General features: G+C 42.7%; 23 protein-coding genes, 1 pseudogene, 1 riboswitch and 2 other annotated features. Of the genes and pseudogenes, 2 read left to right on the top strand and 22 right to left on the bottom strand.

Annotated features, from left to right (window positions below):
* Positions 1 to 227: transposase (locus H538_RS0114765; protein ID WP_026677951.1), on the bottom strand; the 227-nt coding region annotated here is incomplete at its 3' end.
* 327 nt (positions 228 to 554) lie between these two features.
* Here H538_RS0114765 and H538_RS0114760 point away from each other — a divergent pair.
* Positions 555 to 1,061, top strand: a complete 507-nt coding sequence (locus tag H538_RS0114760) for a GNAT family N-acetyltransferase (protein WP_026678263.1) — start codon at positions 555 to 557, stop codon at positions 1,059 to 1,061.
* Between the two features lie 55 nt (positions 1,062 to 1,116).
* On the opposite strand, the gene H538_RS0114755 is transcribed toward H538_RS0114760, so the two are convergent.
* The 20 genes and pseudogenes from H538_RS0114755 to H538_RS0114655 form a co-directional block, all read right to left on the bottom strand.
* A complete protein-coding gene (locus tag H538_RS0114755; RefSeq protein WP_026678262.1) occupies positions 1,117 to 2,694 on the bottom strand; it encodes a Vga family ABC-F type ribosomal protection protein in 1,578 nt (525 codons plus the stop codon).
* A gap of 480 nt (positions 2,695 to 3,174) precedes the next feature.
* Positions 3,175 to 3,582 carry a hypothetical protein gene (locus H538_RS0114750; RefSeq protein WP_026678261.1) on the bottom strand — a complete coding sequence of 136 codons (408 nt, stop codon included), beginning with the start codon at positions 3,580 to 3,582 and terminating at the stop codon, positions 3,175 to 3,177.
* Between the two features lie 339 nt (positions 3,583 to 3,921).
* Positions 3,922 to 5,067 carry an FMNH2-dependent alkanesulfonate monooxygenase gene (ssuD, locus tag H538_RS0114745; RefSeq protein WP_026678260.1) on the bottom strand — a complete coding sequence of 382 codons (1,146 nt, stop codon included), beginning with the start codon at positions 5,065 to 5,067 and terminating at the stop codon, positions 3,922 to 3,924.
* A gap of 37 nt (positions 5,068 to 5,104) precedes the next feature.
* Positions 5,105 to 6,529 carry an amino acid permease gene (locus H538_RS23995; RefSeq protein ID WP_051291499.1) on the bottom strand — a complete coding sequence of 475 codons (1,425 nt, stop codon included), beginning with the start codon at positions 6,527 to 6,529 and terminating at the stop codon, positions 5,105 to 5,107.
* Between the two features lie 100 nt (positions 6,530 to 6,629).
* Entirely contained in the window at positions 6,630 to 7,496 is an 867-nt protein-coding gene (locus H538_RS0114735) for an ABC transporter permease (RefSeq protein WP_026678259.1), read from the bottom strand.
* Positions 7,493 to 8,512: an aliphatic sulfonate ABC transporter substrate-binding protein gene (locus H538_RS0114730; protein ID WP_026678258.1), complete on the bottom strand. Its 1,020-nt coding sequence runs from the start codon at positions 8,510 to 8,512 to the stop codon at positions 7,493 to 7,495. Before H538_RS0114730 ends, H538_RS0114735 begins: the two co-directional genes overlap by 4 nt.
* A 17-nt stretch (positions 8,513 to 8,529) precedes the next feature.
* Positions 8,530 to 9,297 (bottom strand): ABC transporter ATP-binding protein, encoded by a 768-nt coding sequence (locus tag H538_RS0114725; RefSeq protein WP_026678257.1) that lies wholly within the window; start codon positions 9,295 to 9,297, stop codon positions 8,530 to 8,532.
* A gap of 109 nt (positions 9,298 to 9,406) precedes the next feature.
* Positions 9,407 to 9,511: riboswitch (SAM riboswitch) on the bottom strand.
* 263 nt (positions 9,512 to 9,774) lie between these two features.
* Complete coding sequence (locus H538_RS0114720; RefSeq protein ID WP_026678256.1) at positions 9,775 to 10,881, bottom strand: GerAB/ArcD/ProY family transporter; 1,107 nt, start codon at positions 10,879 to 10,881, stop codon at positions 9,775 to 9,777.
* A gap of 141 nt (positions 10,882 to 11,022) precedes the next feature.
* On the bottom strand, positions 11,023 to 11,883 hold the full coding sequence (locus H538_RS0114715) for an AraC family transcriptional regulator (protein ID WP_026678255.1): 861 nt from the start codon (positions 11,881 to 11,883) through the stop codon (positions 11,023 to 11,025).
* Between the two features lie 236 nt (positions 11,884 to 12,119).
* Positions 12,120 to 12,643: pseudogene (locus H538_RS23990) on the bottom strand (DinB family protein).
* Positions 12,644 to 12,752: 109 nt separating this feature from the next.
* Positions 12,753 to 14,315: a 2-isopropylmalate synthase gene (locus H538_RS0114705; RefSeq protein ID WP_026678254.1), complete on the bottom strand. Its 1,563-nt coding sequence runs from the start codon at positions 14,313 to 14,315 to the stop codon at positions 12,753 to 12,755.
* Between the two features lie 118 nt (positions 14,316 to 14,433).
* Positions 14,434 to 14,677 (bottom strand) — a binding site (T-box leader).
* A 92-nt stretch (positions 14,678 to 14,769) separates the two neighbouring features.
* Entirely contained in the window at positions 14,770 to 15,105 is a 336-nt protein-coding gene (locus H538_RS0114700) for a VOC family protein (protein ID WP_026678253.1), read from the bottom strand.
* Positions 15,106 to 15,132: 27 nt separating this feature from the next.
* Positions 15,133 to 15,621 (bottom strand): DinB family protein, encoded by a 489-nt coding sequence (locus H538_RS0114695; RefSeq protein ID WP_026678252.1) that lies wholly within the window; start codon positions 15,619 to 15,621, stop codon positions 15,133 to 15,135.
* A 197-nt stretch (positions 15,622 to 15,818) separates the two neighbouring features.
* Positions 15,819 to 16,649: an energy-coupling factor transporter transmembrane component T family protein gene (locus tag H538_RS0114690; RefSeq protein ID WP_026678251.1), complete on the bottom strand. Its 831-nt coding sequence runs from the start codon at positions 16,647 to 16,649 to the stop codon at positions 15,819 to 15,821.
* Positions 16,621 to 18,354 (bottom strand): ABC transporter ATP-binding protein, encoded by a 1,734-nt coding sequence (locus tag H538_RS0114685; RefSeq protein ID WP_026678250.1) that lies wholly within the window; start codon positions 18,352 to 18,354, stop codon positions 16,621 to 16,623. Before H538_RS0114685 ends, H538_RS0114690 begins: the two co-directional genes overlap by 29 nt.
* A gap of 86 nt (positions 18,355 to 18,440) precedes the next feature.
* Positions 18,441 to 18,998: an ECF-type riboflavin transporter substrate-binding protein gene (locus H538_RS0114680; protein WP_026678249.1), complete on the bottom strand. Its 558-nt coding sequence runs from the start codon at positions 18,996 to 18,998 to the stop codon at positions 18,441 to 18,443.
* 21 nt (positions 18,999 to 19,019) lie between these two features.
* Positions 19,020 to 19,871, bottom strand: a complete 852-nt coding sequence (locus H538_RS0114675; protein ID WP_026678248.1) for an SAM hydrolase/SAM-dependent halogenase family protein — start codon at positions 19,869 to 19,871, stop codon at positions 19,020 to 19,022.
* A 135-nt stretch (positions 19,872 to 20,006) separates the two neighbouring features.
* Positions 20,007 to 20,301 (bottom strand) — a binding site (T-box leader).
* A 662-nt stretch (positions 20,302 to 20,963) separates the two neighbouring features.
* Positions 20,964 to 21,527 carry an NUDIX hydrolase gene (locus tag H538_RS0114665; protein WP_026678247.1) on the bottom strand — a complete coding sequence of 188 codons (564 nt, stop codon included), beginning with the start codon at positions 21,525 to 21,527 and terminating at the stop codon, positions 20,964 to 20,966.
* Positions 21,505 to 23,736 carry an ATP-dependent helicase gene (locus H538_RS0114660; protein ID WP_026678246.1) on the bottom strand — a complete coding sequence of 744 codons (2,232 nt, stop codon included), beginning with the start codon at positions 23,734 to 23,736 and terminating at the stop codon, positions 21,505 to 21,507. Before H538_RS0114660 ends, H538_RS0114665 begins: the two co-directional genes overlap by 23 nt.
* Positions 23,737 to 23,900: 164 nt before the next feature.
* A complete protein-coding gene (locus H538_RS0114655; RefSeq protein ID WP_026678245.1) occupies positions 23,901 to 25,022 on the bottom strand; it encodes an RNA-guided endonuclease InsQ/TnpB family protein in 1,122 nt (373 codons plus the stop codon).
* A gap of 91 nt (positions 25,023 to 25,113) precedes the next feature.
* Between H538_RS0114655 and H538_RS25630 the strand changes: the two genes are divergently transcribed.
* Positions 25,114 to 25,284 (top strand): ribbon-helix-helix domain-containing protein, encoded by a 171-nt coding sequence (locus H538_RS25630; protein WP_081412676.1) that lies wholly within the window; start codon positions 25,114 to 25,116, stop codon positions 25,282 to 25,284.
* A gap of 80 nt (positions 25,285 to 25,364) precedes the next feature.
* Here H538_RS25630 and H538_RS0114645 read toward each other — a convergent pair whose 3' ends face one another.
* Positions 25,365 to 25,982, bottom strand: a complete 618-nt coding sequence (locus H538_RS0114645) for a LysE family translocator (RefSeq protein ID WP_407636399.1) — start codon at positions 25,980 to 25,982, stop codon at positions 25,365 to 25,367.
* Between the last annotated feature and the right edge of the window lie 74 nt (positions 25,983 to 26,056).

The raw sequence follows: 26,056 nt of genomic DNA, 5'->3' as shown, positions 1-26,056 counted from the left end.
TGCCCCTGCCGATCCCTGGGGATACTGAGTTCTTCTATTCGTCCGTACTTCGTGTCTAAGCCCCGTGGGTAATAGCCGTTACGCTGCAGCTTTTGATCCGGGTTTTCTACTTTGATGAAATTCTTGATCTCCTCCTGAAGCAGGAATTCAATCTTCTCTTTCAAAAAATCCTTTACCATTTGATCCAATTGATTTTGTGACAGAATATCGGTTATACTAAAATTCATAGTAGGGTCTCCTCTCGTTCTGGAATCTTCGACAATTCCGAGAGTACCCTACTTTTTTTATTTTGAGAAGGCCTTCTTTGACTTACACAAGATATTTTACATCATCAATCATTTTACATCATGTAACGATTCGTGATCGTTTTTCCTCATTTCACAGATCTAACGAGATGTTCTTAAAAAAAGAATGTCCTCCTATTACTGAAAACCAAACTTTTTTTCTAGAAGGGGCACTAGTTTTTGCTAAACTTCCAACCCACAGCAAACCTTTTTGTGAAAACGCTTTAAACCTGTTAATCTTGTATTATATACGAAACTCAGGAGGGAAAAGTGGACGCTATTATTCTGACTACGGAACGTTTACAATTGCGAAAAATGAGAAACGATGATGTGAATCACTTAATGGAAATTTTCTCAGATCCTGAAGCAATGAAGTATTATCCTTCTACTAAAAGCGAAAAGGAAGCGTTAGAATGGGTAAACTGGACGCTGGACAATTACAGGAATTACGGTGTCGGCCTCTGGATCGTTGAAGACAAACAGACCGGAGAATTTCTGGGACAGTGCGGAATGGTCCTGCAAAAAATAGATGGGGCCGTTGAGATGGAGATCGGCTATTTGTTTGCCAGACGTGCCTGGGGAAAAGGCTTTGCAACAGAGGCTGCTTTAGCCTGTAAGAAATATGGGTTTGAGACATTAAAACTTCCTAAACTAGTTTCATTAATTGATCCTGATAACTCCCCTTCCATAAAAGTGGCAGAGCGAATCGGTATGACCGTGGAAAAGAAAATACATAAATGGAAGAAAGATGTGCTCGTGTATTCCGTTTGCAAATAACAGGGGAAAAAGAACAGTGAGGATAGATTCACTGTTCCTTATCCTGTTAAAAAATCTATCCTTTCAACTGCTTTCTCAAGTGATTCCGCTTTGCGACTAACGAATGAAACTCTTGTTCTAATTCGTTGGAAGGAAGTAGACTGAGTTTGCCGATCACTTCCGTAAGCTTAGTCTCAATTTGCAATAGCTCATCTTCTGCAACGTTCCGTACGGTTTGCTCGTTCCTGCCCTTATACTCTTTGAAGTTCCCGGAAAATGCAGTAATCGCTTGCTGCTTTATTTCAATAATACAGGTAGCAACGTTTTCAATAAAACGGCGGTCATGGGAAACGAAGATCACCGTTCCTTCGTAGTTCTTTAGCAGCTGTTCCAATGCTTCCATCGCTTCAATATCCAAAAAGTTCGTCGGCTCATCCATCACAAGCACATTCATATCGCTCAAAAACACTTTTGCAAAAGCGACCTTTACCCGCTCGCCGCCACTAAGCACTTTAACCGGTTTATAAACATCGTCGCCAAAAAAATGCAGGCGGGCAAGCACCGTTCGATTGGTCGATTCCGGATAAATGGAGGAAGCTTCAACATTTTCCAAAATGGTTTGTTCCCCATTTAAAATATCGAGGCTCTGGCTAAAATAACCGACTTTAACCGCAGGGGAAATCGTTACTTCTTCTACATCCGCTAAAATTTGTTTCAATAACGTCGTTTTGCCCACTCCATTGTTGCCAATGATGGCCACTTTATCTCCACCTTTAATCGTAAAAGTAGCATCTTTCCATAGCACTCGTTCGGCAAAATTCATCGACAAATGGTTAACTTGAATGACATGGCGTCCCAGTATTTCCTCTCCATTGGGCAAATCCATCTTAATCGGTGGCCAATCTTTTGGCTTCTCGACTTTTTCCAGTTTTTCCACGCGCGTTTCCAATGCCTTTATATTTTGGTGCATTTTTTTCTGTTTCGTCGCATGCTGCATTTTCCATAATCGAGATTCAGATGTGCCCATCCGCTTTGAAGGGGGTTTAACCATTTTGTTTGCCTTTTGCTCTTTTAATTGTGTCGCTCGTTCTAACTGTTTTTTCTTCGCCACATACTTTTCATAGCTCTCCTGTTGCTCATGCCTGATTCGCTCTTTTTGCTCAAGGTACCGGGTGTAGTTCCCGCTAAATTCCGTCACTTCCCCTTCTTCAATTTCCCATATTTTTGTGCAGAGCTGGTCTAAAAAGTAACGATCATGGGAAACTAACAGAATCGCCCCGCGAAAGCGCTTCAAATGGGTTTCGAGCGCCTCAACCCGCTCAGTATCCAGGTTGGTTGTCGGTTCATCCGCAAATAAAATATCCGGCTTTGCTGCTAGTGCTTTGTCAATATAGCGTTTTGTTATTTCGCCACCACTTTTGCATGAATCGTTTTTCTTTAACTGAGGCAATAAATAACGAGTAGCCGTTGTAGTAATCGTCCCTGTATCTGCCTTTTGCTCCCCGGCTAAGATAGATAACAGCGTCGTTTTCCCGCTTCCGTTACGGCCAACTAATCCGATCCGATCCCCTTCTTGGATTCTCAGTTTTCTGGCGGCAAAGAGTTTCCGGTCTTTAATTGATTTTTCGAGATGATTGGCTTCTAGAATAATCATGAAATCCCTCCTTTTCATCATGCAGTATCAACCGAACTCGCTGAAACAGCTATCGACTCTAATCTTCCACCATTTACACCAATGCAAAAAACCTCCTGATCCGTTTCCGAATAGGAGGTGACTTTTGGGCGATAGCGAAAAAGGCATACTAAAAAAGCAGTATTAAACACTCTTTAGCTATTGAAGTACACAACTAATCCTATCCAGAAAAGCATCGTTAATCTTTATGGTTGATCTAGAATGATGGATCCATATTTAAAAAGATGGATTCCCGATTTAGATCACCATTTTAGGACTTGTAACGAATGTTTTTTCTAAAAATAGGATTATAAAATCATGTACTTGCTTCACCCTTCCGTTTTTTGTTAATTTTATTCTATAGGAGCTGTCAAGAAACGTCAACTCATTTATTGCCCAACTTTTTCAGAAAATAAACGACGGCTTATAATTCTCTGAACATTTTTCCTTCCTGTCTGAATGTTAATCTAATGAATCGTCAAACGCCTCTCTCAGGTAATCATTTAATCTAGGAATTAAAAATTCGCTTCGATATTTGCTCGAAACTACTTGATTGCCATCCCAATAAACCCGGTCGAGCTCCCTGCTATAGCTTTGCTTTTTCAGGTGGACCCGGATAATCCCCTCCTCCGTTCTTTCAAAGCTTAACGTGTTTCCCATTATCGTTATATAGGCAAATACACCTGGAGATGGTTGATTGACAATAATGCTAATTTCATCGGTTTTCTCTTCCACCGTTCTTAATTTAAATTTCATATCACTTAAGAAAACATTAATTGAATGTTGCGTTTTATCAATATGTACCCGTGCATTATGATCCATTACATATCGTTCCTTTATTTTCTGTATAAGCTTTTCCGCGTACGACATAAAGCACCATCCTTTTATCTTCTCCTAGATTTATTTCGATAAAAACTTGCCTTTTCCTGCCTATTATCGACTGTCTATTTCTCTACGCAGATATACTACTCTTACTTTAATCGATCGTATGGCCTTGATTTCATCTAACGTATAGAATAGATTAAATCCGATAATAAGGAAGGTTTTTCCATAGGTAAAGGGATAGGCTGCCCCGGGGGAGGTGGGGAAAATTTTCAGCTAACTCCATTGAGGTTGCAGCCATAAAGGGGCCAGGACAGGCATTTTACACGAATGAAAAAAGACGGAAGAGGAGCCGGCTCTAGCCGGCTCCTCTTTCCATTTAATCGATCAGTTTTTTACCGCAACGCCTTTTTCTTTCGGAAAAAAGGCATTGCCGACAATTTCCCCGATTCTCTGGTTAACTGATTCATGTATTTGATGATTTTCAATCGTCAACAGCGGAAACAGCAATTCAGCCACCCGATAAGCTTCTTCTAAATGAGGGTACCCTGAAAAAATGAACGATTCGATGCCAAGATCGGCATATTCTTTTATTCGCTCTGCTATTGTTTCAGGATTGCCAACCAACGCGGTTCCAGCGCCTCCTCTCACTAAACCAACCCCTGCCCATAGATTCGGACTGATTTCTAATGCTTCTCTTCCCCCTTTATGCAGCTCAGCCATTCTTTTTTGTCCCGTCGAATCGTATCTGGCGAAGACACGCTGGGCTGATTCTATCGTTTCATCATCTACATAACGGATTAAGCGATCAGCCGCTTCCCACGCTTCTCGTTCCGTTTCCCTCACAATGACATGCAATCGGATCCCAAATTTGATGTTCCTTCCTTGTTGCTCTGCCAATCTCCTTACATGATTTATTTTTTGTTCGACTTGAGCCGGTGTCTCGCCCCATGTTAAATAAACATCGGAATGCTTTGCGGCAACTTCCTGCCCGGCTCTGGAAGAACCACCGAAGTAAATCGGAGGATATGGTTTCTGAACCGGAGAAAACAACAGACTGCCATCTTCCACCTTTAAATGTTTTCCGGTAAAGTTTACATTTTCACCTTTTACTAACGAACGCCAGATGGTCAAAAACTCATCTGTCGCTTCATAGCGAGCATCATGGTCAAGGAAGACCCCATCACCGGCCAGCTCCACAGGATCGCCACCGGTTACAACGTTGATTAAAAGACGTCCGTTAGATAGCCTATCAAGAGTCGATGTCATTCTAGCTGCCACCGACGGGACCATCAATCCCGGACGAACCGCGATTAAAAACTTTAGCCTTTCCGTTTCAGCAGCTAAAGAAGAAGCTATAACCCACGGGTCTTCACACGCTTTTCCCGTCGGTATAAGCACGCCCGAATAACCGAGGCGATCCGCTGCTTGCGCGATTTGCTTAAAATAAGAATACTCTGCAGGCCTTCCGCCTTTCACAGTCCCCAAATACCGTCCGTCTCCATGAGTCGGAATAAACCATAATATCTCCATTTGTCATCTCTCCCTTTTAATCAATTTATTTCAATTTTTACCGGCCTGCATTTTGCCCATCAAGAAGAATGAAGGCAGGCTGCTTTTTCGTGCGGATTTGATCGTATACTAAAAGTACGATTAACCAGGCGACTCCTGAAAACATAGAGATTTTCGTCAAAGGGGAAGTAGCGATCGCAATAAACGAGATGAGAACTAGCAGCAAGCCTATCATTGGCAATACTGGCCATAACGGCATCGGATATTTAATCTCTGTTTGCTGCTCTATCATGCGCCGCCTGAACGCCAATTCACAAACCAATATGATCCCCCAGGTCCAGAGCGAAGCAAATGCGGAAGCACTTGTAATCCAAACATACACTTTGTCGGGCGCCAAATAAGTAATGGCCACCCCGATGAATATCATTGCCGCTGTCGCCCAAACAGCGACATGCGGAATTTTATTTCGATTTAATTTGGCGAATCGCTGTGAATATATCCCCTTTTTTGACATGCTGAAAAGCATTCGGCTTCCTCCATATAAGCCTGTGTTGCAGGAAGACAGCGCGGACAAGATGATGATCAAATTGACAATTCCCGCTGCCAGCGGAATCCCGATTTTTGAAAACATTAGCACATAAGGGCTTCCATCATGAACAATCCATTTATTCCACGGAAAAGCGCAAAGCATGACGAGCATTGAGCCGATGTAAAAAAAGAGAATGCGGAACGTCACTGATTTAAAGGCTTTCTGCATCGCCGCATTTGGGTCATGTGATTCACCCGCCTCAACAGCAAGGGTTTCGATTCCGCTGAATGCCTGTACAACAAGAGATATTGCTGCGAAAATACCCGGCCACCCATTCGGCATGAACCCATCATTTATCCAGAGGTTGTTTATGCCGACAGCTTCCCCGTTGTTAAAAATGCCTGTTAAAATGATCAATGACCCAAACGCCATAAATACAAGTACAGCCAAAACCTTCAGTACCGCAAACCAGTACTCAATCTCCCCAAAAACCCTGACGGCAAGCAAATTCGACACTGTAAAAAAAATTAATGCAACGAGTCCGGGAATCCATGCAGGAAATGAAGGGTACCAGTATTGGACCAATTTGCCGATAGCCGCTAGCTCCGACATCACGGTGGCCACCCAATAAAACCACCACATTCCCGCGGTCAAAAACCCTATCCGCCTTCCAAGAAGGGCGCTGGCGTAATGGCTGAACGATCCGGCAACCGGATATTCCACGGTCATTTCCCCTAACGATCTCATGACGATGGCGACAAGAACCCCACAAATCACGAAATCGATCAATACGGCCGGCCCTGCTAACTTTACCGATACAGAGGCGCCATAGAACAGCCCGACCCCGATGACTCCCCCAATCGCCATCATTTGGATTTGCCGGTTTGTCAAGCTCCTGTCAAGTCCCTCCGATCCCGTTTCTTGTAATTGATCTCTATTTTGGTTTCTAGGCAAATGAACCACCTCCTAATTTTGAATCATCTCGTCCTAAACTATATTAAACACATGAATTTACTCGGTTTTAGATTGCAATGAATTCATGACCTGATGCCTTTTATGTGTGGAAAGAATTCTGCCCTTTGAAGCTATCACGCCATTTCAACAGCCTATTTTCAATGGCCCGTACCAATGAATCCGTAATTTTGCCAACGAGAGCGAAAATAATAATGCCGACAAAAACGACATCCGTATGGGAAAACTGCCTCGCGTCCATAATCATATACCCGACCCCTTCGCTCGAACCCATCAGCTCAGCGACGACTAGCCCGAGCCATGCGATGCCAAGCGATAGACGGATGCCTAGAAGGATGTTGGGCAAAGCAGCCGGCAAAACAAGCTTTGTCAATTGCTTATAACGGCTGAATGAAAGAATGCGCGCCACATCAAAGAGCTTCGCATCGACCCCTCTTATTCCAAGAAAGGTGTTAATGTAAACCGGGAAAAATGCGCCCTTGGCGATCAACAATATTTTCGATACTTCCCCAAATCCGAACCAGAGAATAAACAAAGGCGCTACCGCTAAATGAGGGACGGTACGCAGCATTTGGAAAGAAGGGTCGACATAGTGTTCCGCCTTGTTTGAAAAACCGACCAACATCCCTAATACCAATCCTAAACCAGCCCCTATCACAAAGCCGGCAGCCGCACGCCAAACGCTTATTTTCAAATGGGAGGCAAGGTCTCCGGAAACAGCCAGGTCCCTGAATGCTACCAAAATATCGAGCGGTGTCGGCAAAACGGTTTTTGAAATCCACTCGTAAGACCCTGCCAATTGCCAAATGGAAAGGATGAAAATGGGAACGGCCAATCCCCTTATAAAAACCTTTGCCCGGTCCCTCACATTTACTTTAGGCAACCGTTTGACTAAAATGTTTTTTGAAAAAATGCCGGTTGTTCCAGCAGCTCCTCTTGGCTGGCTCAATTTTTATCTCCCCCTTCTTTTTTCACTTCTTTTAATGCCTTTTTAATATAAGAATTATCGACCACTTCGTTCGTATTAATTTTTTTCTTTATGGCATCAAGCGAATATTGAAAGTCAGCTGTTTTTTGCTGCGCCTTCACAATGCCATCACTAATAGGAATATTCAATGCCTTGTTGTTTTTGATGACCTGCTTGATGATCTTTTGATCTACTTTTTTCACTTTCGCATAGAGGGATACCGCTTCGCTCTGGTGTTTCTCCTCCCAAAGGCGGGCTTTCTCGTAAACTTTCAAGAACCGAATGACTTGTTCCGGATGCTGTTCAGCAAATTTCGTGCGAACAACGGTAAACCCGGGAGAGTACACGTTCAGCAATTGTCCATCAGTTAAAATCCGCGCGCCTTTTCCAATAGTTTCTAACGATATGAACGGTTCCCAAATCGACCATGCATCCACAGCCCCTGTTTCAAAAGCTGGCTGCGCCTCATCAGGCTGTAACTGGATGATTTTTACATCATCCGGTTTGAGCCCGGCCTTACTAAGAGCGCGATAAAGCAAATTAAACCCGCTGCTTCCCTTTGCCACAGCGATCTTTCTTCCTTTTAAGTCCTTTAAATCTTTTATTCCACTCTCTTTCTGAACTAAAATGGCGTTTCCTTTCAGTCCGTTGCTTGTATTTGCGATTTCCTTAAACGGAATGCCAGCCGACTGCGCGGCAATGACAGGTGAATTCCCGACCTGGCCACAGTCTAATCGGTCTGAAGCAATTGCCTCAAAATGGGGAGGCCCACTTTGAAATTCCGTCCATTTCACTTCAATACCTTCTTTTTTAAATTCCTTTTCAAACCAGCCTTTCTCTTTTGCAAGCAGCAACGGGCCAATGCTTTGCTGAATGCCGATATTGATTGTTTTTAAACCTTTTCCGTCCTGTTCCGCTCCTCCCGCTTTTAAATCGCAGCCCGCTAAAACTAACAAAAACCCTAGAACAGCCAGTATGTATATCTTTTTTCTTCCCATCTCTTCTTCCCCCTTTATTAAATCCCGGATCCATCAAGCAAATGCACTTCTTCTGTCTTCTCAAATTCCGCCAATACTTGTTGCCTGGCCGCTTGAAACGCTTCATTCGTACGATTGCGAGGATATGGCAGCTGAATTGGGATCAACTTGCCTACAGTGCCTGGCCTTGGGCTCATAATTGCGACGCGATTGGCAAGATAGACCGATTCATCAATGTCATGCGTCACTAAAATCATCGTCGTTTGCCTTTCTTTCCAAATATCCAGTAAAACGTCTTGAAGGTGTTTGCGCGTGAAAGCGTCCAGCGCCCCAAATGGTTCATCAAGAAGCAGAACTTCCGGATCCCGGAGAAGCGCTCTTGCTATCGCCACCCTCTGTGACATACCGCCTGACAGCTCACGTGGATAAGACTTTTCAAATCCACTCAAGCGAACGATTTCTATAAGTTCGTGGACTTGCCTTCGCACTTCGGAATTCCTGAGGGAAAGATTCGCTGCGATGTTTTCCTCCACCGTTAACCACGGAAATAAGCGATGCTCTTGAAAGACAAATCCTTGTTTGGTCCCTGGTCCCTTCACTTCTCTGTTGCCGATTTTGACAAATCCTTCATAGTCACTATCAATGCCTGCGACGATTTTCAATAATGTGCTTTTTCCGCAGCCGCTTGGACCAATAATGGTAACAAACTCCCCTTGATCAATCGTGACATCGACATGTTCAAGAACCTTTACTTCACGTTGGCCTTTCAAAAAAATCTTCTCTTTTACAGAAATAGAAACGGTCATTTTTTCTCCCCTCTCTTCTTTGGACTTTGAATGGAACTATTACTCACCTCCTTAAATAGCAAAAAGCCCCTTCGCTTGATAAAAAGGAAAGGGCTGTCGCAAAGTCTTCTCCTTATCTATCAAGCTCTCGCTTGCAGGAATTGGCACAGTTCTTCAAATGCAGTCTGTTGCCGAGAGTTCATTGGGCCAGTCCCTCCCTCTCTCTTGATAAGTTTCGGTTATTCTAAAAAAACAAAAAGCCCTTAATCTTAGTTGAGATTAAGAGCCTTCGGTTGATCCGATCAGCTATTGGAAAACCGGCAATGGATTTAAAATTTATTTTATAATAATTCATATAATACCGATGTGTCAACTATGTTTTTTGTTAAAAAAATCAATCTGCTTTTTTAATGGGTCATAAGCAGGATTGTTTAGAAACAATCATCTAGAACGTAGAATAAAAGACAACTGTTTTTTTTATCAAAGCAGTTGTCTTTTTTAAGAAGACCATTTATCTTGCTTTTTGAAAATTTTCCGAAGCCAATAAACGAATAACAACAAAAGCGGCAACAGCACACTGTATACCCCGTCTAAAAAAGGCCAATAGGCGCTGATGACATGAATGATATAGGCGATATGGGGCGATACCAGCAATGAAAATACGATAACGATTAGACCCAATGGGAGTGCAAAAGGAAGGTTTTTCCCGTTTTTTATCTCCATTATTTGGACTAGTCCAAGGTTCATGATGTAAAAATAGAATGCGACTTTGATATAAGTCGTCAGAAGCCACATGACGGCTAATATAATTTCGATTCGCTGAATGAAATTGCCAATATTTATTTTTTTACTAAGGGCATACCCGGGGTAAATACTATTTGCGACATCATAAGGTCCTAGAACAAGAATGGAAACAGTGATAAATAGAATTAAAACGATTCCACCTAACATCGCTCCTATGATAAATCTCTTTTTAATTTTTTCAGCCTGAATAATATTAGGAAAAATCATTAAAAACACAACATCTTCCATAAAAGGAAAAGCAGTCGTTGCAAATGATCCCCGCAGTATCGGTTTCATTCCCCCTTCAAAGATCGGCTGTAAGTTCTGCAACTCAATTTGTGGTGTAAGACATACAATTAAAACGAAAAAAAGGGTAAGAAAGATTGGGAAAAATAGTTCAGCAGAACGTGCAATAACTTCTAATCCCAGTATTGCTGCCATAACAACGATACCAATAAAAAGAAAACTGATCGCCATCATTGGCGTATTCGGCAGAATTTCGGTAGTGAAAAAATCATCTATTTCTCGTGTATGTGTAGAAATGGATACGAATAGATAACATAAAAATAAAAATCCTACCATTTTCCCCGGCCACTTGCCAAGTATTTTCTCCGAATATTGAATGAGCGTTAACTGAGGGTAAAGCTTACCCACGGTACATATTAAATAAATAACGACGAGTCCGATGATCAATCCTACGATGGCGGCAATCCAGGCGTCCTGTTTGGCCTCAAAGGCGGGAATAGCCGGCAACACTAAGAGCGAATCCCCAATTGTAACGAGAATCACAAGTATGGTAAACTGCCGGGCCCCTATTTTCATTTGATTGTTTCCTCCCCTCATTACCGGAATGAAATTAAACAACTGTTCTATTAGTAGTATTTCCAAATGCTTTATTTACAAAAAGAAAAACACGAATGAAGTCCGGCATTAAACCGCTTCATTCGTGTTTTTAATTACCCTTTATTTGACCGGGATCCAGATTTCCGAATAATAATTGGGGTCGTTAGGATTGCCGTCCGAATATACTTCTAATTCAGGAGTCCCCGCAGGCTTAAAGCCGCTTGATGGGAACCATTCTGAAAAAATTTGTTTCCACACTTTTTGCATAGCGTCTGGCATGGCTCCATGCACCTCAAATACCGCCCATTTGGATGCTGGAATTTCCAAGCTTTCTAACCCTTCTGGCACATTACCATCGTATGCTGCAGCTATCCAATAATCGATTTCGTTCGATTGCCTCCCGCTTTGATCCACACAAACGCCAAGCACCCCTTTAATGGGTCCGTTGTTTAATTGAGCAAGCCATTCATTCGTTCCATTTTGATGAACGTCCTCCCAAAATTTCGGTATTCCTTTAAGATTCTCTCCATTTGCACATGAATACTCTCGTTTAACACCTACCACTTGAAACGCTTCTTTTTCCACAATCCTGTACTTCATCGGTTCTGCTCCTTTCAGACTCACCTGAATGACCAGGCGGTTATAAGATTGCAGCTTTCCCATTCCTTTTCGAGCTTCACGCGGAGTTACGCCATGCTGTTTTCGAAAAGCCTTTGAAAAAGCCTCAGGAGTGTCATAGCCATATTTATAGGCAAGGTCAATAATTTTGCTATCTGTTCTGGACAATTCTTGAGCGGCCAGCGTCAGTCGGCGACGGCGCAGGTACTCGCCTACGGATATATCGGTCAAAATCAAAAATGTCCGCTGAAAATGAAAGGACGATGCATTCGCTTGCTTCGCTATGTCCTCGATTGTTAGATCCTCCAGCAAATGCTCTTCCATATAGTTAATCGCCTTTTGCAATGATTCAACCCATGCCATTTCGCTCACTCCTTACCTCTATTGTAAAAAAAGGCATTAATTCCATCCTGTCATTTTATGCTCTGTTCGGACAGTTTTCGTTAAAAAAGCACCGTGGGTTTATTTTCCACGTGATTCTTGAACTTATCCAAAAAAAGCAAGGACGGCTGGAACTATGCCATTCCTTGTTTTATAGACATGTAGCATTATAGCATTTTCGTTTTAAACAAACGTTTGATTAACTTTTACATGGTTCTCTAAACATTATTAAAGTTGATGCTTTTCGAATAGAGATAAAGCCCATAATCTTGCATGGCAGAGGCTTGGCCCATTTGCCGCAGCATAGTAGCGATATTCCCGCGATGATAGGAGCCATGTGTGACAACATGGATTAATATTTCAGCAATGGAAGTTTTAAGAGACCCGGCATAGGGGTTGTCAACACTAATCACTTTGTTAAGATCACCCTGACTGTTTAAAAATGCTTGTACCGTTCGGATAAATCGGAACACATATTTTCCATTTCCCCAATGCTTTTTGTTTCCGTTTGCTCCCGCAATTGATGCTCGGACGCCAATGCTTCGGTCATGCTTTTGCCCGAGAGGATGTCAAGCCACGTGCAATCTGCGGCATAAATATGGGCCAGCACCTTTGCTACCGAAGAAAAACCGCTCTGAGTATCTTTATGGTAGAGGTCTTGAGGGAGTTCTTTCATATGATCAATGATTACACCATTTGCCCAAACATGGTAATCGTACATGTCTAAAACGGGATGAGCCATTTTATTTTCCTCCCTGGTAGTTGATAATCCCAGTTTAACGCAAGTTCACTGACAGCGGATGTCAGTGAATAAAAAGTGGAGTATCGGTTCATCCGACAAAAGCATTCACTTATTCAACCGGAAGCAACTGGTCCACGACAATGCTATTTACGGCATTGATATAGGCAATGGCGCTTGCTTTCATAATATCGGTATCGGTTGCCTTTGCCACATATCTTTCCCCCCGGTATTCGACCTGGATTTTCACTTTCCCCAATGCCTCTTTTCCCCTTGAAACACTGCTAATATTGTACTCGATCAATCTAATATCTAACTCGCTGATCTCAGTAATTGCTGAATATAGAGCATCAATCGGTCCGGAACCGACGCTGCTTCTTTCTATGATTTGATCGCCCTTTTTCACTTTCACGCTTGCAGATGGGAAATGGGCATTGCTGATCGCCTGCAAGTCTACTAGTTCAAAGAAGGAATCACTATAGTGCTTTATATCCTGAACATCATGTTTTGCATAATAGTTTTCTACAATAACATAAAGATCATGATTGTACACTTCCTTTTTCACATCCGCCAACTCAAGAAACGCTTCAAAGATCTCTTCAAATTGTGAATCGGTGAACTGATTGAAGCCTAATTTTTGTAGCGCATTTTTTACCGCATGGCGGCCAGAACGAGCTGTTAAAACAAGCTCCATATCTTCAAGCCCGACGTCTATTGGACTAATGATTTCATACGCATCTCTTGACTTCAGCAAACCATCCTGGTGGATGCCTGAGGAATGGGCAAAGGCGTTCTCCCCCGTAATCGCTTTATTAACTTGCACTTCAAGCCCCATCAAACGGCTCACAAGCCTCGATGTATTCATAATTTCTTTCGTGTTGATGTTGGTGTATGCGTTATAGACAGATGAGCGCGTATTCATCGCCATTACCACTTCTTCAAGAGCTGCATTGCCCGCACGTTCGCCAATTCCATTCATGGTACATTCAACTTTATCCGCCCCGTTTTTGATAGCTGCCAGCGTATTGGCCGTCGCCATGCCTAAATCATTATGGCAATGGACGCTCAAAAGCACACTGTCATTCAAATTTTTCAAACGGTCATTGATTTTAAAAATCAGTTCACCAAACTCTTCTGGTTCCGCATAGCCAACCGTATCAGGGACATTAATCATTGTCGCCCCCGCTTTCACTACTGCTTCAATCGTTGCCCATAAGTATTCAAAATCGGAGCGAGATGCGTCTTCCGTTGAATATTGGACTTCCGGCAGCAATGTTTTTGCATATTTGACGGCGTCTACACCGATATTTAAAATCTGATCTTTTGATTTTCCAAACTTCTTTTCCACATGAATGTCCGATGTTCCCAGAACAATATGGATTAACGGTTTCTTTGCGTATTTCACACTATGATATACCGCATCAATATCGGCTTTCACCGCCCTTGCAAGCGCTGTAATCATCACGTCATCCGTGTTTCCTACTTTCCTGGCGATTTCTTTGACCGCATTGAAATCACCGGCAGAAGACGCAGAAAAACCGGCTTCGATAATGTCGACTTGCAGCTTCTTCAGCTGGTGCGCCACTTCCAATTTTTCATGCAAATTGAGTTTAGCCCCCGGAACTTGCTCTCCATCTCTCAACGTCGTATCAAACATCCAAATTTTTCTCGTCATTTCAGAAACACTCCTTTGTTCGTTAATGTTTTGTTTTCCCGCGGTTAGTATTGCATACGTGGAAAACCTCTTGCGTTAACTGTTTTGCCGGATAAAAAAAGCCCCGTCTCTATATAACAATAGAGACGAGGCATTGCTCGCGGTACCACTCTAATTGATCAATCAAAATAAGATTAACCCACTCATTTTCGGCAGCCATCACTGCCTATCTTCATAACGGGAGAATCCGGCGTCCCCTACTTCAACGGTTCAGGGAGCAGCTCTTGGATGAGTTCAAAGGCGATAACTGCCGATTCCCACCAACCATCGGCTCTCTAAAGAAGCTTATCCTTCCTTCTACTATTTCCAATCTTTGCTTTTTGGTCATTTGATTATATGCAATAATACATGGATCAAACTGAATTGTCAACAGAATTTTTTAAAAATATAGGCAATATGAGAAATTGTGCCTTAATTAACAGGGTACCTCAATCATAAATCCCCCTGGCGCCTTGACGTAGAACGTGTATGCATGAGACCGCATCGGAGGCTTCACATCAAAGCCTGCTTCTTTTAACTGTTGGTTGATCTTATCCACCTGCTCTTCGCTTTTCTGGGGGAAACCTATGTGGAAGGTTTTCGGATAATTAGCCTCCCCTTTCATTAACGTTAACACGAAACCATCATCGTCCAGCATTACTGCAAAGCCATTTCCCTGGCTTGCCTTGCACGTTAAACCAAAATATTTTTCTAGAAACTCCCGGGTAGCCTGGACATCTGTCACGGTTAAATTTAGATGATTGAGTTTCATTCTTCCACCCTTTCCATCTTTTATTTTCTAATCTTTAGTCCCTAACACATCGGTATTTGGAGGTTCATGACCCATCATGCGCAACATCGCCGTAATCTGGCCTTTATGATGAAATTCGTGAGTGACCGTATGCATCAGCAATTTTCCAGGCGTTATCGCTATGACTTCCCCTCCGTCCCTCCAGGGAATCGTCCGCTCAATTGGTTCATCCATTTGATGGATAAGTGTTTCAAATAATTCATTTACTATAGAATCAATATGCACAAAGTATGCTTTTATTTCAGCCAAACCAAGTTGCGGCAGGTCCTTCTTTGGAGTGAGCGGCTTCTTCGTCTTTAATAACACGAATGAGCCAAGCCATGCGTTATAACAATCTGCAATGTGAACCAGAGTGTCCCTGACGCTTTGCCATCCAAAGCCCATTTGGCGTGTAAAGTCATCCAGTTTAAGCTCGCTGCAGAAGTCGAGAAGCGTTTTCCGGGTCTGTTTCACCCATTCATATTCGTTTTGCTGCATGGTTAACACTCCCTTATCATAAACTGATGATTATGGGGATCTAGAAAAAGATTCCTTCCCCCAATTCAATATCTATGATTCTCTTTTACGAAGTTATTTCCTTTTTTATTTTGCAAAAAAAAGAAACCCTATTTCAGGGCTTCAATCAAACGCTTGATGAAGAAGTATGTTCGAAGGCTTCACTCGGACACCGCGGGCTAAACAAAGGGATTGTAAAACCGGCTACCATCGTAAAAGGTCACAAGCATGGAGACAGTAAATAAGGCAACTACAGTAATAAGCGCAATATAATCGCTTTTTTTAAACGGACGGGCGCTATACCATGTGCGTTTTTTGTGCTTTCCGAAGCCGCGAAGGTCCATCACATTGCTGATCGTTTCAATCCGTTCAAGGCTGGAGAAAATCAATGGTAAGACAATCGCCAGCGCGTTTTTTGCCCGTTTGAAAATCGTTTCTTTCCGGGACATGTCTATTCCCCGCGCTTGCTGGGCGTGGGCAATCGTCTGAAAGTCGCGCTGGATATCCGGAATATACCTGAGGGCAATAGCGACCGCAAACGCCACCCGATAACTGACGCCGATCCGGTTCAAGGACGATGCGAATTCACTCGGGTTCGTCGTTTTAATGAATAGAAGTGCGGCAGGAATAATAGAAAAATATTTCAATGTAATATTCAGCTCATAAAACAATTGTTCAACAGTTACATCATATTGCCCCGCAATGTGAAACAACACATGTTTCGTTCCGTAAATCTTCACCCCTTCTAAAGGGGAAAAAATAAAGATCGCGATGTCGTTCAGAAGCAAAAAAAGGAAGATAAAGAGTAAAACAAATGACACTTCCTTCACTTTTATTTTTGAAACGGTAAAGATGATAAGGCTTGCGACGAGCATAAACAACAAGACACGCGTATCATATGTTAACATTCCTGCAAGCGACCACATGATAAAACAAAGGAATTTCGTTGCCCCGCTCAGCCGGTGAATCGGCGATGACCGGTCAACGAACGCTAACATATTTACTGCCAATTCCGTTTCCCCCTTTATCAACGTGAATAAAATGACGGACAAATTCACCTGGTTCGGGGAGCTGCAACCGTTCGGCAAGATCTAAAAGGGACGTTTCTTTTAAATTGGCTTCCCTAATAATGTTGCGATCCGTCAATACGTCAGCTGCCGATTTGTCCGCTAGCTTTCTTCCATTGGCGATAACAATCGCACGCGGGGTGTATTCCAGCATGAGATGCATATCATGCGTGATCATCAGTATTGTGACCCCTCTTTCATTTAACTCGACTAAAAACTCCATAATCTCTTTGTAATGGCGGAAATCCTGACCGGCCGTCGGCTCATCAAGGATAATCACTTCCGGCTGCAGCACTAAGATAGACGCAATCGTGACCCGCTTTTTCTGCCCGAAGCTTAGCGCTGATATCGGCCAATTGCGAAAAGGATACAGGCCGCAAATTTTCAATGTTTCTTCGACTCGCTCACGAATTTCCGCCTCAGGCACGCCACGAATGACAAGGCCAAATGCGACTTCATCATAAACAAACGTTTTCGATATCATTTGGTTCGGATTTTGCATAACGAGGCCAATTTTTAGCGAGCGTTCCTTAATCGTGTCATTTGTCATGTCCTTGCCGTTATAGTAAAGCTTCCCCCGCGTTGGCGCTTCAAACCCGCAAATCACTTTCGTCAACGTCGACTTGCCGGCGCCGTTTGCCCCGACGATGCTGACCATCTCGCCTTTGTGGATCGTAAACGAAATGTCCTTTAAGATTTCTTTGCCAGAGTCATAGTGGAACGAAATCGATTCAAGCTGGAGAACGGGTTCGGCTTTATATTTCGGCTCTGATAGGCCATCCTTTTTTTCAAGCCAGTGGAGCAAGTTATCCTTGCAGTTGTCCAGGTTCACGCTTTCGATATGGCTGGGAAGCATGTCCGGCGTGATGGCTGAACCTGAATATTTAATCGCCTTTAAATAGAGCGGTTCACGGATACCGCACTCTTCTAATACGTTTGTGGCAAGAAGCTCATCCGGATGCAAATCGCTCACAATCCGTCCCTTGTTCATGACAATAATGCGGTCGACATCACGATAGAGCACATCTTCCAGTCGATGCTCGACGATGACTACCGTCGTATTCGTTTCTTTTTGTATCCGATCGATAAGAGCGATTGCTTCTTTTCCGGTTGCCGGATCGAGATTCGCTAACGGCTCATCAAAAAGAAGAATGTTTACGTTATCGACCATAACACCTGCAAGTGCAACACGTTGCTTTTGCCCGCCTGATAATTGGTGAAGCGACGAATGAAGGTAATCATTCATGCCAACCATGTTCGAAACGGCGGTAACCCGGCCCGTCATTTCATCCTGCGGAATGCAGTCGTTTTCTAATGCAAATGCAATGTCTTCCCCGACTGTAAGCCCGATAAATTGCCCATCCGGATCTTGCAACACCGTGCCGACCATTTTAGACAATTGAAAAATCGACTGGTCCTTCGTTTCTTTCCCCATCATTTGCAGGCTACCCGTGATCTCTCCTTTGTACGAAAAAGGAATGAGTCCATTCATGCAATGGGCAAGGGTGCTTTTCCCGGACCCCGACGGCCCGACAATCAACACTTTCTCGCCTTCATAGATCGTTAAATCAATATTGTAAAGCGTTGGCTCTTGTTGACTCCGATATTTGAAGCTAAAATCGTTAAACGCAATAATGGGCTTTTTCATATTCATCTCCTGTCTTGAACGTAACTAATCTTTTACTGTTTACAGCCTTGAATCGACTTTAAAAACCGAAGGCATTGGCCTCCGGTTTATTTTTCAACTCGCAAACTGCCGCTTTTAGTGCGCGTTTTTGCATAAGCTGCCACAAGAAGCGTACCCAGCACTCCGACCGTGACCATATTTGACACTCCGGCAACGATCCCCTGTACAAACACTTTATTCGCCGGCTCCGCATAAATGAGAATATCGAGCATCGGAGCGATGAAAAACCAGCCAATCGCCTGCGCAATCACCTGAATGATATTAAAAGAAACCATTTGCTTCGCACCGAACTGTCCTTCATCAAGGTTGATTTTCCTGGACGCAAGGCCGAACAAGAATCCGACCAATGCCGAAACGATCACCCAGCTCCACCACGGTGTGCCATAGAAGATAGCATCCTTCAATGCGTGTCCGATAAGGCCAATCAAACCTCCTACAATTGGCCCAAATAACAGCGCCATAAGCGCCAAAAACGCATACGCTGTTTCCACCGTCGTGTTTGGAATCCCTGTTGGAATGGAGACAAACCGCCCTAAAATGACGAATACAGCTGCTCCGATTCCAATCGCTACTATCGTTTTCGTTGAAAGTTGGTTTTTACCCATTTACTTAACCCCCATTTTTCATCATCGCGGTGCCTTACGGATGGAAAGGCGCCAATCCGTGCCTGTGCCAATGTTGTACGCTCTTGCAAATGATCCTTGATTGATGGCGACTCCAACGTTATCCAATGAATTGATGAACACGAGCGGTTCGCCCTCTCTCGTATCGGCAAATGACCGCCCAAACAACATGATGTTATTGTAAACTTTGCGCTTGTGCGCATCGTTTGTGATAACCACTTCTATTTTATCGCCATAGTTGATGCCTAATTGTTCGATGAGCGAACGATGAATGTTCGTCCAGAGATTTCCGAAGCGTACATCCAAAATATCGATCGCTCCTGTTATCTCATCCTCTTTAACAAAAGCTTCAAAAAGCGGCAATGCCACAATCGATGAGACAGGCACACCCGTCCCGACCTCTTCAAATGAGATAACGTTTGACGCAAGCCTCGCCCCGGTATACGCATAAATGTCGCGCCCGTGGAATGTGTACGATTCATTCGAGTACGGAAGGCGATTGATCGTTTCATCGATGATCCGCACTTCCTCAATTCCAATGGCATGTGAAATGTGGGTAAGCGTGCCGTTATCCGGCGTTATAACAAAATGGCCTGAAGCTGTTCTCACACCAATGCTTCGGCGTGATGAACCCACTCCAGGATCAACGACGGAAACGAAGACGGTTCCCTTCGGCCAATAGTTCATCGTCTGCAACAGACGGTACGATCCTTCCCAAATATTATATGGGGGAATGTCATGCGTTAAGTCAAAAACGCGAATATCAGGATTGACTAAATGGGCAACCCCGTACATGGCACTGACCGCCCCATCGCTAATACCAAAATCCGATTGCAATACTAATGCTTGACTCATATCCCTTTCCTCCTTTACTTCCTTTACGTTAGGAAAATGGGCTTGCCGCCAAACTTAATTGCCGAAGCCTTCGTTTTCCTCTTCTCGCTTAGCATAGTTTTAAGAGTAAATTAAAAACCCCGCCCTAATCATTACGAAAAGGACGAGGTATGAATCCCGTGGTACCACCTTCATTCACTGCTTATTCACATAAGCAGCCTTAATTCGTACGGAGCAAAGCGCTGTATAGCCATGGTATACCTGGCTCTTATACGATGGTATGGTTAACGAGTACCAAATCTCGTCGGAACCTACTTATGCCTTGCTTCAGGCACGTTCAGCACGAAGCTCAGAGGCCATTGTTCAAATCCGGATTTTTTGCTTCTTTTCAGCTCCCGAAGCTCTCTTTAAAAAAATACCCGATCCTACTTTCCCTCATCATCGCCTTTACGATATTTATTCAGAATATTATAATACGTTTGAATAATTGTCAATACGGAAAATAAAAACTATTTTATACATAGTTAATGAATGATCGTTATGCAGCGAACAATTAAGAAACAAACTCGTCATTATAAAAAGCACTGATAGCCATTTACCAGATATCAGCCGCTTTATGTCGATATCAGCCACTTTTGACAATTTATCAGCCGCTTTCGCTTACTTATCAGCTACTTTTATCAATTTATCAGCCGATCAACTAAAAAATGCCAATTTCTCAATGGAGCGATCAAGGACTTTGCATGAGACCGAAAAGCAATCCGTAGTGTCCCATTTCAGCCAGCTCCTTATTTTTTATTGCAAAATAAGGGGCAAAGCCAATGATTAGAAAAGCTTACCCGGGCGATTTTTTAAAGAGACCGCCCCATACAAAGCGTGAGAGGAATTTAAGTTATCGCGTAATGGCTCTAATAATGATTGCAAAAAAGCATTCCAGTCATCTGAAGGCCGGGCAGCCGCTGAAGATGTAGTTAATCTCGAAAATTTAAGTCCGGGAGTTCAAAGCATGATCTACGAACTTGAAGAGATATTGTAAACTCTGAAAAGGAGTACCGCCACATGCCAGCTCGATCCTCATGTGGCGGCACTCCTTATCGAATATTCACAGGCAGACTATATCGATAACGCATTAATTTTAGCTATGATTTTTTTATAAACCGCCTTCATATGAGGTTCATTTGAATACGCGTCGATTTCTTCAAACGGAATCCATTGGACGCCGCTGTTCTCATCGGGCTTGATGGCAAGCTGTTCATTCTCGTCGCCCTCTAGTAAGTAGGCAACGGAAAGATGCAAATGTGGCGCTACATACTTCCCTCTTTTTTCATGCCCTACGACAGGCAAAATATCTAAAGAAAAGATGTCATCAGTCACTGGACGAATTGTTTCTACTCCTGTCTCTTCTTTTACTTCTTTTATGGCGACATGCAATAAATCTCCATCCCCGTCTGCATGACCGCCTGTCCAGGACCACGAGTTATAAATATTGTGATGAACCATCAACACTTTATCTCTATTTTTATTGACGACAAACGCCGAACTTGTGATATGCACGATGTCGTTATTTCTCGTGAGAACATCATCAAACTGGTCCAGACATTTCAGCATAATTTCTTTATCTTTTTGTTCTTGTTCATTAAAGGCTGAATAATTTTTAATCTGTTCGATCCAATTCATCTTTTTCCCTACTTTCACTTAGCTCTAGCAGTCCCATTTCAATGCACGTTTTTATTGCGAGCTTTTTAACTTCTTTCTGAAAATGTATTTCAATAAATTCCTCATCCAATCGTATAATTTCTCCATGCCCAAAGACCCGGTGTTGAATGATCTTTCCAGCCGCCAATTGCCCCGGATCCTTGAGCGCATTCGGGTTGTACGGAATGAATGTGCTTCCCGCTTTCACTACTTTCCTGTTTCGATCATTGCTGTCCGCCTTCGGATTCATTATCCGTTGAACATGTGAAACAAACGGAGATGGCTTAACTCTCTCGCCATCTTTTTTCTTATAATGGAGAAGTTCCAGATGCCTTTTCGCCCGTGTCATTCCCACGTAAAATAAGCGGGCGGCTTCTTCAAGGGCATTGTCATCCGCGGAGAGGCAGTCATCAGCTGAAGGAATAACGCCATCGATTAGATCAATCATATATACCCGTTCAAACTCCAGCCCCTTTGCACTATGAAAAGTAGAGAGCGTCACGGCATTTTGCCCTTTTTTGAATTTAGATGTCTTTAAAACGGACTCGAGATGTTTAAGCCGCCCTGCAAACTCCTCCATCGTCTTTAGTCCGACCGCAATCTCTTCTAATGTGTTCAAGATGCCAAATACGTATTCTTTGCGGAACCCGAGGCGGTCACACATTTTCTGAAGCGCCTTTTCATAGCCTAACCGCTTTCGAATAATGCGGATTGCATCTTGCGGCTCTTTCCCTCTCATTTTCCGAAACGTTTCCTTGCTCTCTTTCAACTGCTTTACTTGATAGTCTTGCAACTGGACATAGTTAAGCAAATTATCGAAAACAGATTCGTTATTATTTATTCCCATTACTTGCGCCATCTGTTTTTTACTAATGTACCCATTGAACTTCAAATGGATTTTCTCCAGAATACCTGGCCGCCTATCTGTATAACTCATTCGCATGAAGTTCAAAACATCTTCAACGACCCAGTGCGAAAAGAAGCGATTGTCACTATCCTTTATATAGAACGGAATTCCTGCACGATCAAACGCATTAATTAAAGCAATGGAAGAGGAGTTATTCCGATACAAAACGGCCACTTCAGAGAGATTTTCGACCTTTTTTATTTCTTGGACAAGATATGTTGTCTGATCGTTATACTCGGCAAATCTTTTAGTTTCGATCGGCTGATACGGGGAATTTTTTGTAAACATGTTCTTGTCGTACCGATTTTTATTTCGTTTGATGAATTGATTGGCGACATCCACGATATCCCTTGACGACCGATAGTTTTGCTCCATGAACAATATGTCCGCTTTTGGGTATACGTTTTTAAAGTTTAATAAATAGGTCGGCTCCGCTCCCCGCCAGCTATAAATGGATTGGTCATCGTCTCCGACTACGCAAAGATTCCCGTGGTTTTGAACAAGCTTTTCGATGATGGCATGTTGCACCAATGACGTATCCTGGCTTTCGTCCGTGAGCACATAATCGTAACGGTCCTGATACTTTCGAAGAAGCTCCTTGTCCTGTTTTAATGCCTGTTCAGCAACCTCCAGCATATCATCATAATCAAGCAGCAACTTGTTCGTACCGGATTTCTTGAATGCCTCATACTCTCTTAAGATCTGCTCGGCTTTCGGAACATTCACTTTAACTGATGGCCATTCGCCTTTCGGGATCATCTTGTTTTTAATAAAACTAATATAGGTTAAGAGCTCCTCCATTTGATCTTCGGTTATGTTTTCCCCGACCATCGATTGGAACATATTTCTCAAGATGATCTTTTTATGGAGCGGCGGATGATTCGGATCAAATGCTTCTTTCCCTTCGAAGCCGATGTTCCCCTCAATAATCTGATAAGGCGTTCCCCTCTTCCGAAAAAAATCCCGTACAACTTCAAATGCAAAACTATGAATCGTTGAAAAATCAACCGGAGGAAGGTCCGGAAATAAACGTTTGAAGCGTTCCTTCATATCATTGGCTGATGCCCGGCTAAAAGTCACCGCCTTGATTTTTGCAGGATCGATGCCCGTTTCTTCGATCAAATAACCGATCCTCATCATGATGGTCGTCGTTTTTCCCGATCCTGGCGACGCCAGTAAAAGCAGCGGCCCTTCCGTATGTCTCACTGCTTGTAATTGAATTTCGTTTAAAGAAATGCCCGATTCTATTTTCTTTCGAGTAAAAAAATCTACCATTGTCTTCATAGCCACTTTCCGTTGCCAAAACCTTATAAAACTCTATAAAGCTTTGTTTGCTTCCCTGTTCATCGTGTCTGATTTTGCCGAAGCTACTCTCATTTGGTATGATACTCCGAGGGCGTAAATTCGGATACAACGAATCGTACATATTAGTAGTGTCTTGCAGATGACTAGACTACTAATTTTCCATAGTTTGCAAGATTGATGGCAGCATTTATATCCCGATCCATTTCTAAACCACAAGTGCACGTGTAAACTCGATCAGAAAGTTTTAAGTCTTTCTTAATCGACCCACAACTAGAACACATTTTTGATGATGGATACCATTTATCCACTTCGACAAACGTTATTCCATACTTCTCGCACTTGTACTGTAGTTTAACTTTGAAGTCATATAACTTTTGTTTCCCGATCGCTTTTGCTAAATGCTTATTTTTCATCAACCCTTTCACATTCAATGTTTCCACGACTAGTGCGCCTGGTTTGGTTTTCACGATAGCGCATGTCACCTGGTGAATGTGATTATTACGGATGTTTGTAAGCTTTCGTTGCACTAAACGAATTTTCTTTTCGAGTTTTATAATGTTGCTTGTTTTGACGAAACGGTTTCCTTCCTTATTCATTTCATATTTACGAGAAACCCTAGGCTGCAACCGACGAAGGTGTTTCTCTGCCTTTTTGACTGTTTTTGTTTTGTTAATGTTTTTAAATCTTCTTCCATTTGAACATATCGCTAGTTCTTTTACTCCAACATCTATTCCTATAGTTTTGTTTGTTAGTTCTTGTTTTGGATTTTTTTGTTCAATCCCTACTGATAAGTACCAATACTTCCCGTCAAAACTGATTCGAGGATTTTTGTATTTTACGCCTATAGGTACTTGTTCAGATGTTTGAATCCAACCCACTTTTTCAATCAAAACTGAATCTTTCTTTACTTTAAGCTTTACGTTATCATTGTAAAAAGATGGTTTTGATTTCTTTTTGTTTTTAAAGCGTGGTTGATCAGCCAATCCCTTAAAGAACTTCTTATACGCATTACAAGCATCTTTAACCGCTTGCTTTGCAACATTATTGGAAACATCGTTCAGCCAAGAAAAATCTTGCTGTTTCTTTAATCGTGTCAACTCTTTTCTTAAATCTCCGTCAGAAATAAATGTACCGCCATGCTTATAATTTTCTTCTTGTTTAAAAAGAGCCCAGTTATATACCCATCTGGCTGTTCCAACTGATTTCCATAACTGTTTTTCTTGTTCGAAAGTTGGCTTCAATCTAACCTTTTTGGCAAGTATCAAAAAATTCACCTCCCTATTTTTAATTACGCCTAAACTACTTGTAGTTGCAAGTAGTTTGTATTAAAGATATAATTAAAACGAGGTGATTACAATGAAGCCATCAAGAGGATTGAAAACAAGAACCCCTCTTTCAAATGCAATAAAAACGGAATTATATATGGCTTTAAAGGAACTATCAGAACAAACTAAAGTACCAATATCAAAGCTCCTGGATGAAGCCATTGAAGATTTATTAACTAAGCGGCAAAACCCTGTTAATTAATAGCAGGGTTTTATAATCTTTTGCAAATTTTCTTTAAAGTTAATCCCCTTTTCATCGCTCGTTACTTTTGTACAAACCCTTCATCGGCTCTGAATGGCCACTTTCAATCCTAATCCAATATAGATCGCCCCTACAATCTTGCCGCCCCACTTGCCAAGCCAGGAAATCCGCTTGATAAGCCGCCCGAGCAAGCGTACGCTCATTGCAATCATCGTTGTGTAGAACGCGCCAAGCACCGCAAAAATTAAGCCAAGGACCAGAAATTGAAAAAAGGATGACCCTTCTTCCGGATGTACGAACTGCGGCAAAAACGATAGAAAGAAAAGAGCAGTTTTCGGGTTTAAAACTTCAACTAAAATCGCCTGGCCATAAGAGCTTACATTTGTCACCGAAGCAACCTCTGGCAGCTCGGGGGTTTTCGGCTTTTCCAAAAGAGCGCGAATTCCTAAATAAAGCAAGTAGGCTGCCCCTGCAAACTTGACAACATTGAAAGCGAGCGCGGAAGTCATCAAAATGGCAGAAAGCCCCACTGCTGCAAATAAGGTATGAATGAAATCTCCGGTCGCGATTCCAAGGCTTGCCATGACGCCCGCTTTGCGCCCGCTCTGAACAGTACGAGTGACGGTTAGAAGCACAGCCGGGCCCGGGATTAAAAATAGCCCTAATACGATAAGCACAAATGTACTCAAAGTAGACATCGTGAACAAATCATTCCCTCCTATTCATTTATTTTTCTGGATGTTTAATGAGCTTATTTTAACATACACCGTTA

Source organism: Fictibacillus gelatini DSM 15865 (assembly GCF_000430745.1).
Taxonomy (GTDB): Bacteria; Bacillota; Bacilli; order Bacillales; family Fictibacillaceae; genus Fictibacillus_A; species Fictibacillus_A gelatini.
The sequence above is the reverse complement of the archived record's forward strand: the minus strand, read 5'-3'. Positions and strand labels throughout refer to the sequence as shown.

What these genes read in the sequence shown, in the direction of transcription:
- H538_RS0114755 (WP_026678262.1), bottom strand. Translation starts at nt 2,694, where the DNA reads ATGATTATTCTAGAAGCCAATCATCTCGAAAAATCAATTAAAGACCGG.
- H538_RS0114750 (WP_026678261.1), bottom strand. Translation starts at nt 3,582, where the DNA reads ATGTCGTACGCGGAAAAGCTTATACAGAAAATAAAGGAACGATATGTA.
- ssuD (WP_026678260.1), bottom strand. Translation starts at nt 5,067, where the DNA reads ATGGAGATATTATGGTTTATTCCGACTCATGGAGACGGACGGTATTTG.
- H538_RS0114730 (WP_026678258.1), bottom strand. Translation starts at nt 8,512, where the DNA reads ATGGGAAGAAAAAAGATATACATACTGGCTGTTCTAGGGTTTTTGTTA.
- H538_RS0114725 (WP_026678257.1), bottom strand. Translation starts at nt 9,297, where the DNA reads ATGACCGTTTCTATTTCTGTAAAAGAGAAGATTTTTTTGAAAGGCCAA.
- H538_RS0114720 (WP_026678256.1), bottom strand. Translation starts at nt 10,881, where the DNA reads ATGAAAATAGGGGCCCGGCAGTTTACCATACTTGTGATTCTCGTTACA.
- H538_RS0114715 (WP_026678255.1), bottom strand. Translation starts at nt 11,883, where the DNA reads ATGGCATGGGTTGAATCATTGCAAAAGGCGATTAACTATATGGAAGAG.
- H538_RS0114705 (WP_026678254.1), bottom strand. Translation starts at nt 14,315, where the DNA reads ATGACGAGAAAAATTTGGATGTTTGATACGACGTTGAGAGATGGAGAG.
- H538_RS0114700 (WP_026678253.1), bottom strand. Translation starts at nt 15,105, where the DNA reads ATGAAACTCAATCATCTAAATTTAACCGTGACAGATGTCCAGGCTACC.
- H538_RS0114695 (WP_026678252.1), bottom strand. Translation starts at nt 15,621, where the DNA reads ATGCAGCAAAACGAATATGAATGGGTGAAACAGACCCGGAAAACGCTT.
- H538_RS0114685 (WP_026678250.1), bottom strand. Translation starts at nt 18,354, where the DNA reads ATGAAAAAGCCCATTATTGCGTTTAACGATTTTAGCTTCAAATATCGG.
- H538_RS0114680 (WP_026678249.1), bottom strand. Translation starts at nt 18,998, where the DNA reads ATGGGTAAAAACCAACTTTCAACGAAAACGATAGTAGCGATTGGAATC.
- H538_RS0114675 (WP_026678248.1), bottom strand. Translation starts at nt 19,871, where the DNA reads ATGAGTCAAGCATTAGTATTGCAATCGGATTTTGGTATTAGCGATGGG.
- H538_RS0114665 (WP_026678247.1), bottom strand. Translation starts at nt 21,527, where the DNA reads ATGAATTGGATCGAACAGATTAAAAATTATTCAGCCTTTAATGAACAA.
- H538_RS0114660 (WP_026678246.1), bottom strand. Translation starts at nt 23,736, where the DNA reads ATGAAGACAATGGTAGATTTTTTTACTCGAAAGAAAATAGAATCGGGC.
- H538_RS25630 (WP_081412676.1), top strand. Translation starts at nt 25,114, where the DNA reads ATGAAGCCATCAAGAGGATTGAAAACAAGAACCCCTCTTTCAAATGCA.
- H538_RS0114645 (WP_407636399.1), bottom strand. Translation starts at nt 25,982, where the DNA reads ATGTCTACTTTGAGTACATTTGTGCTTATCGTATTAGGGCTATTTTTA.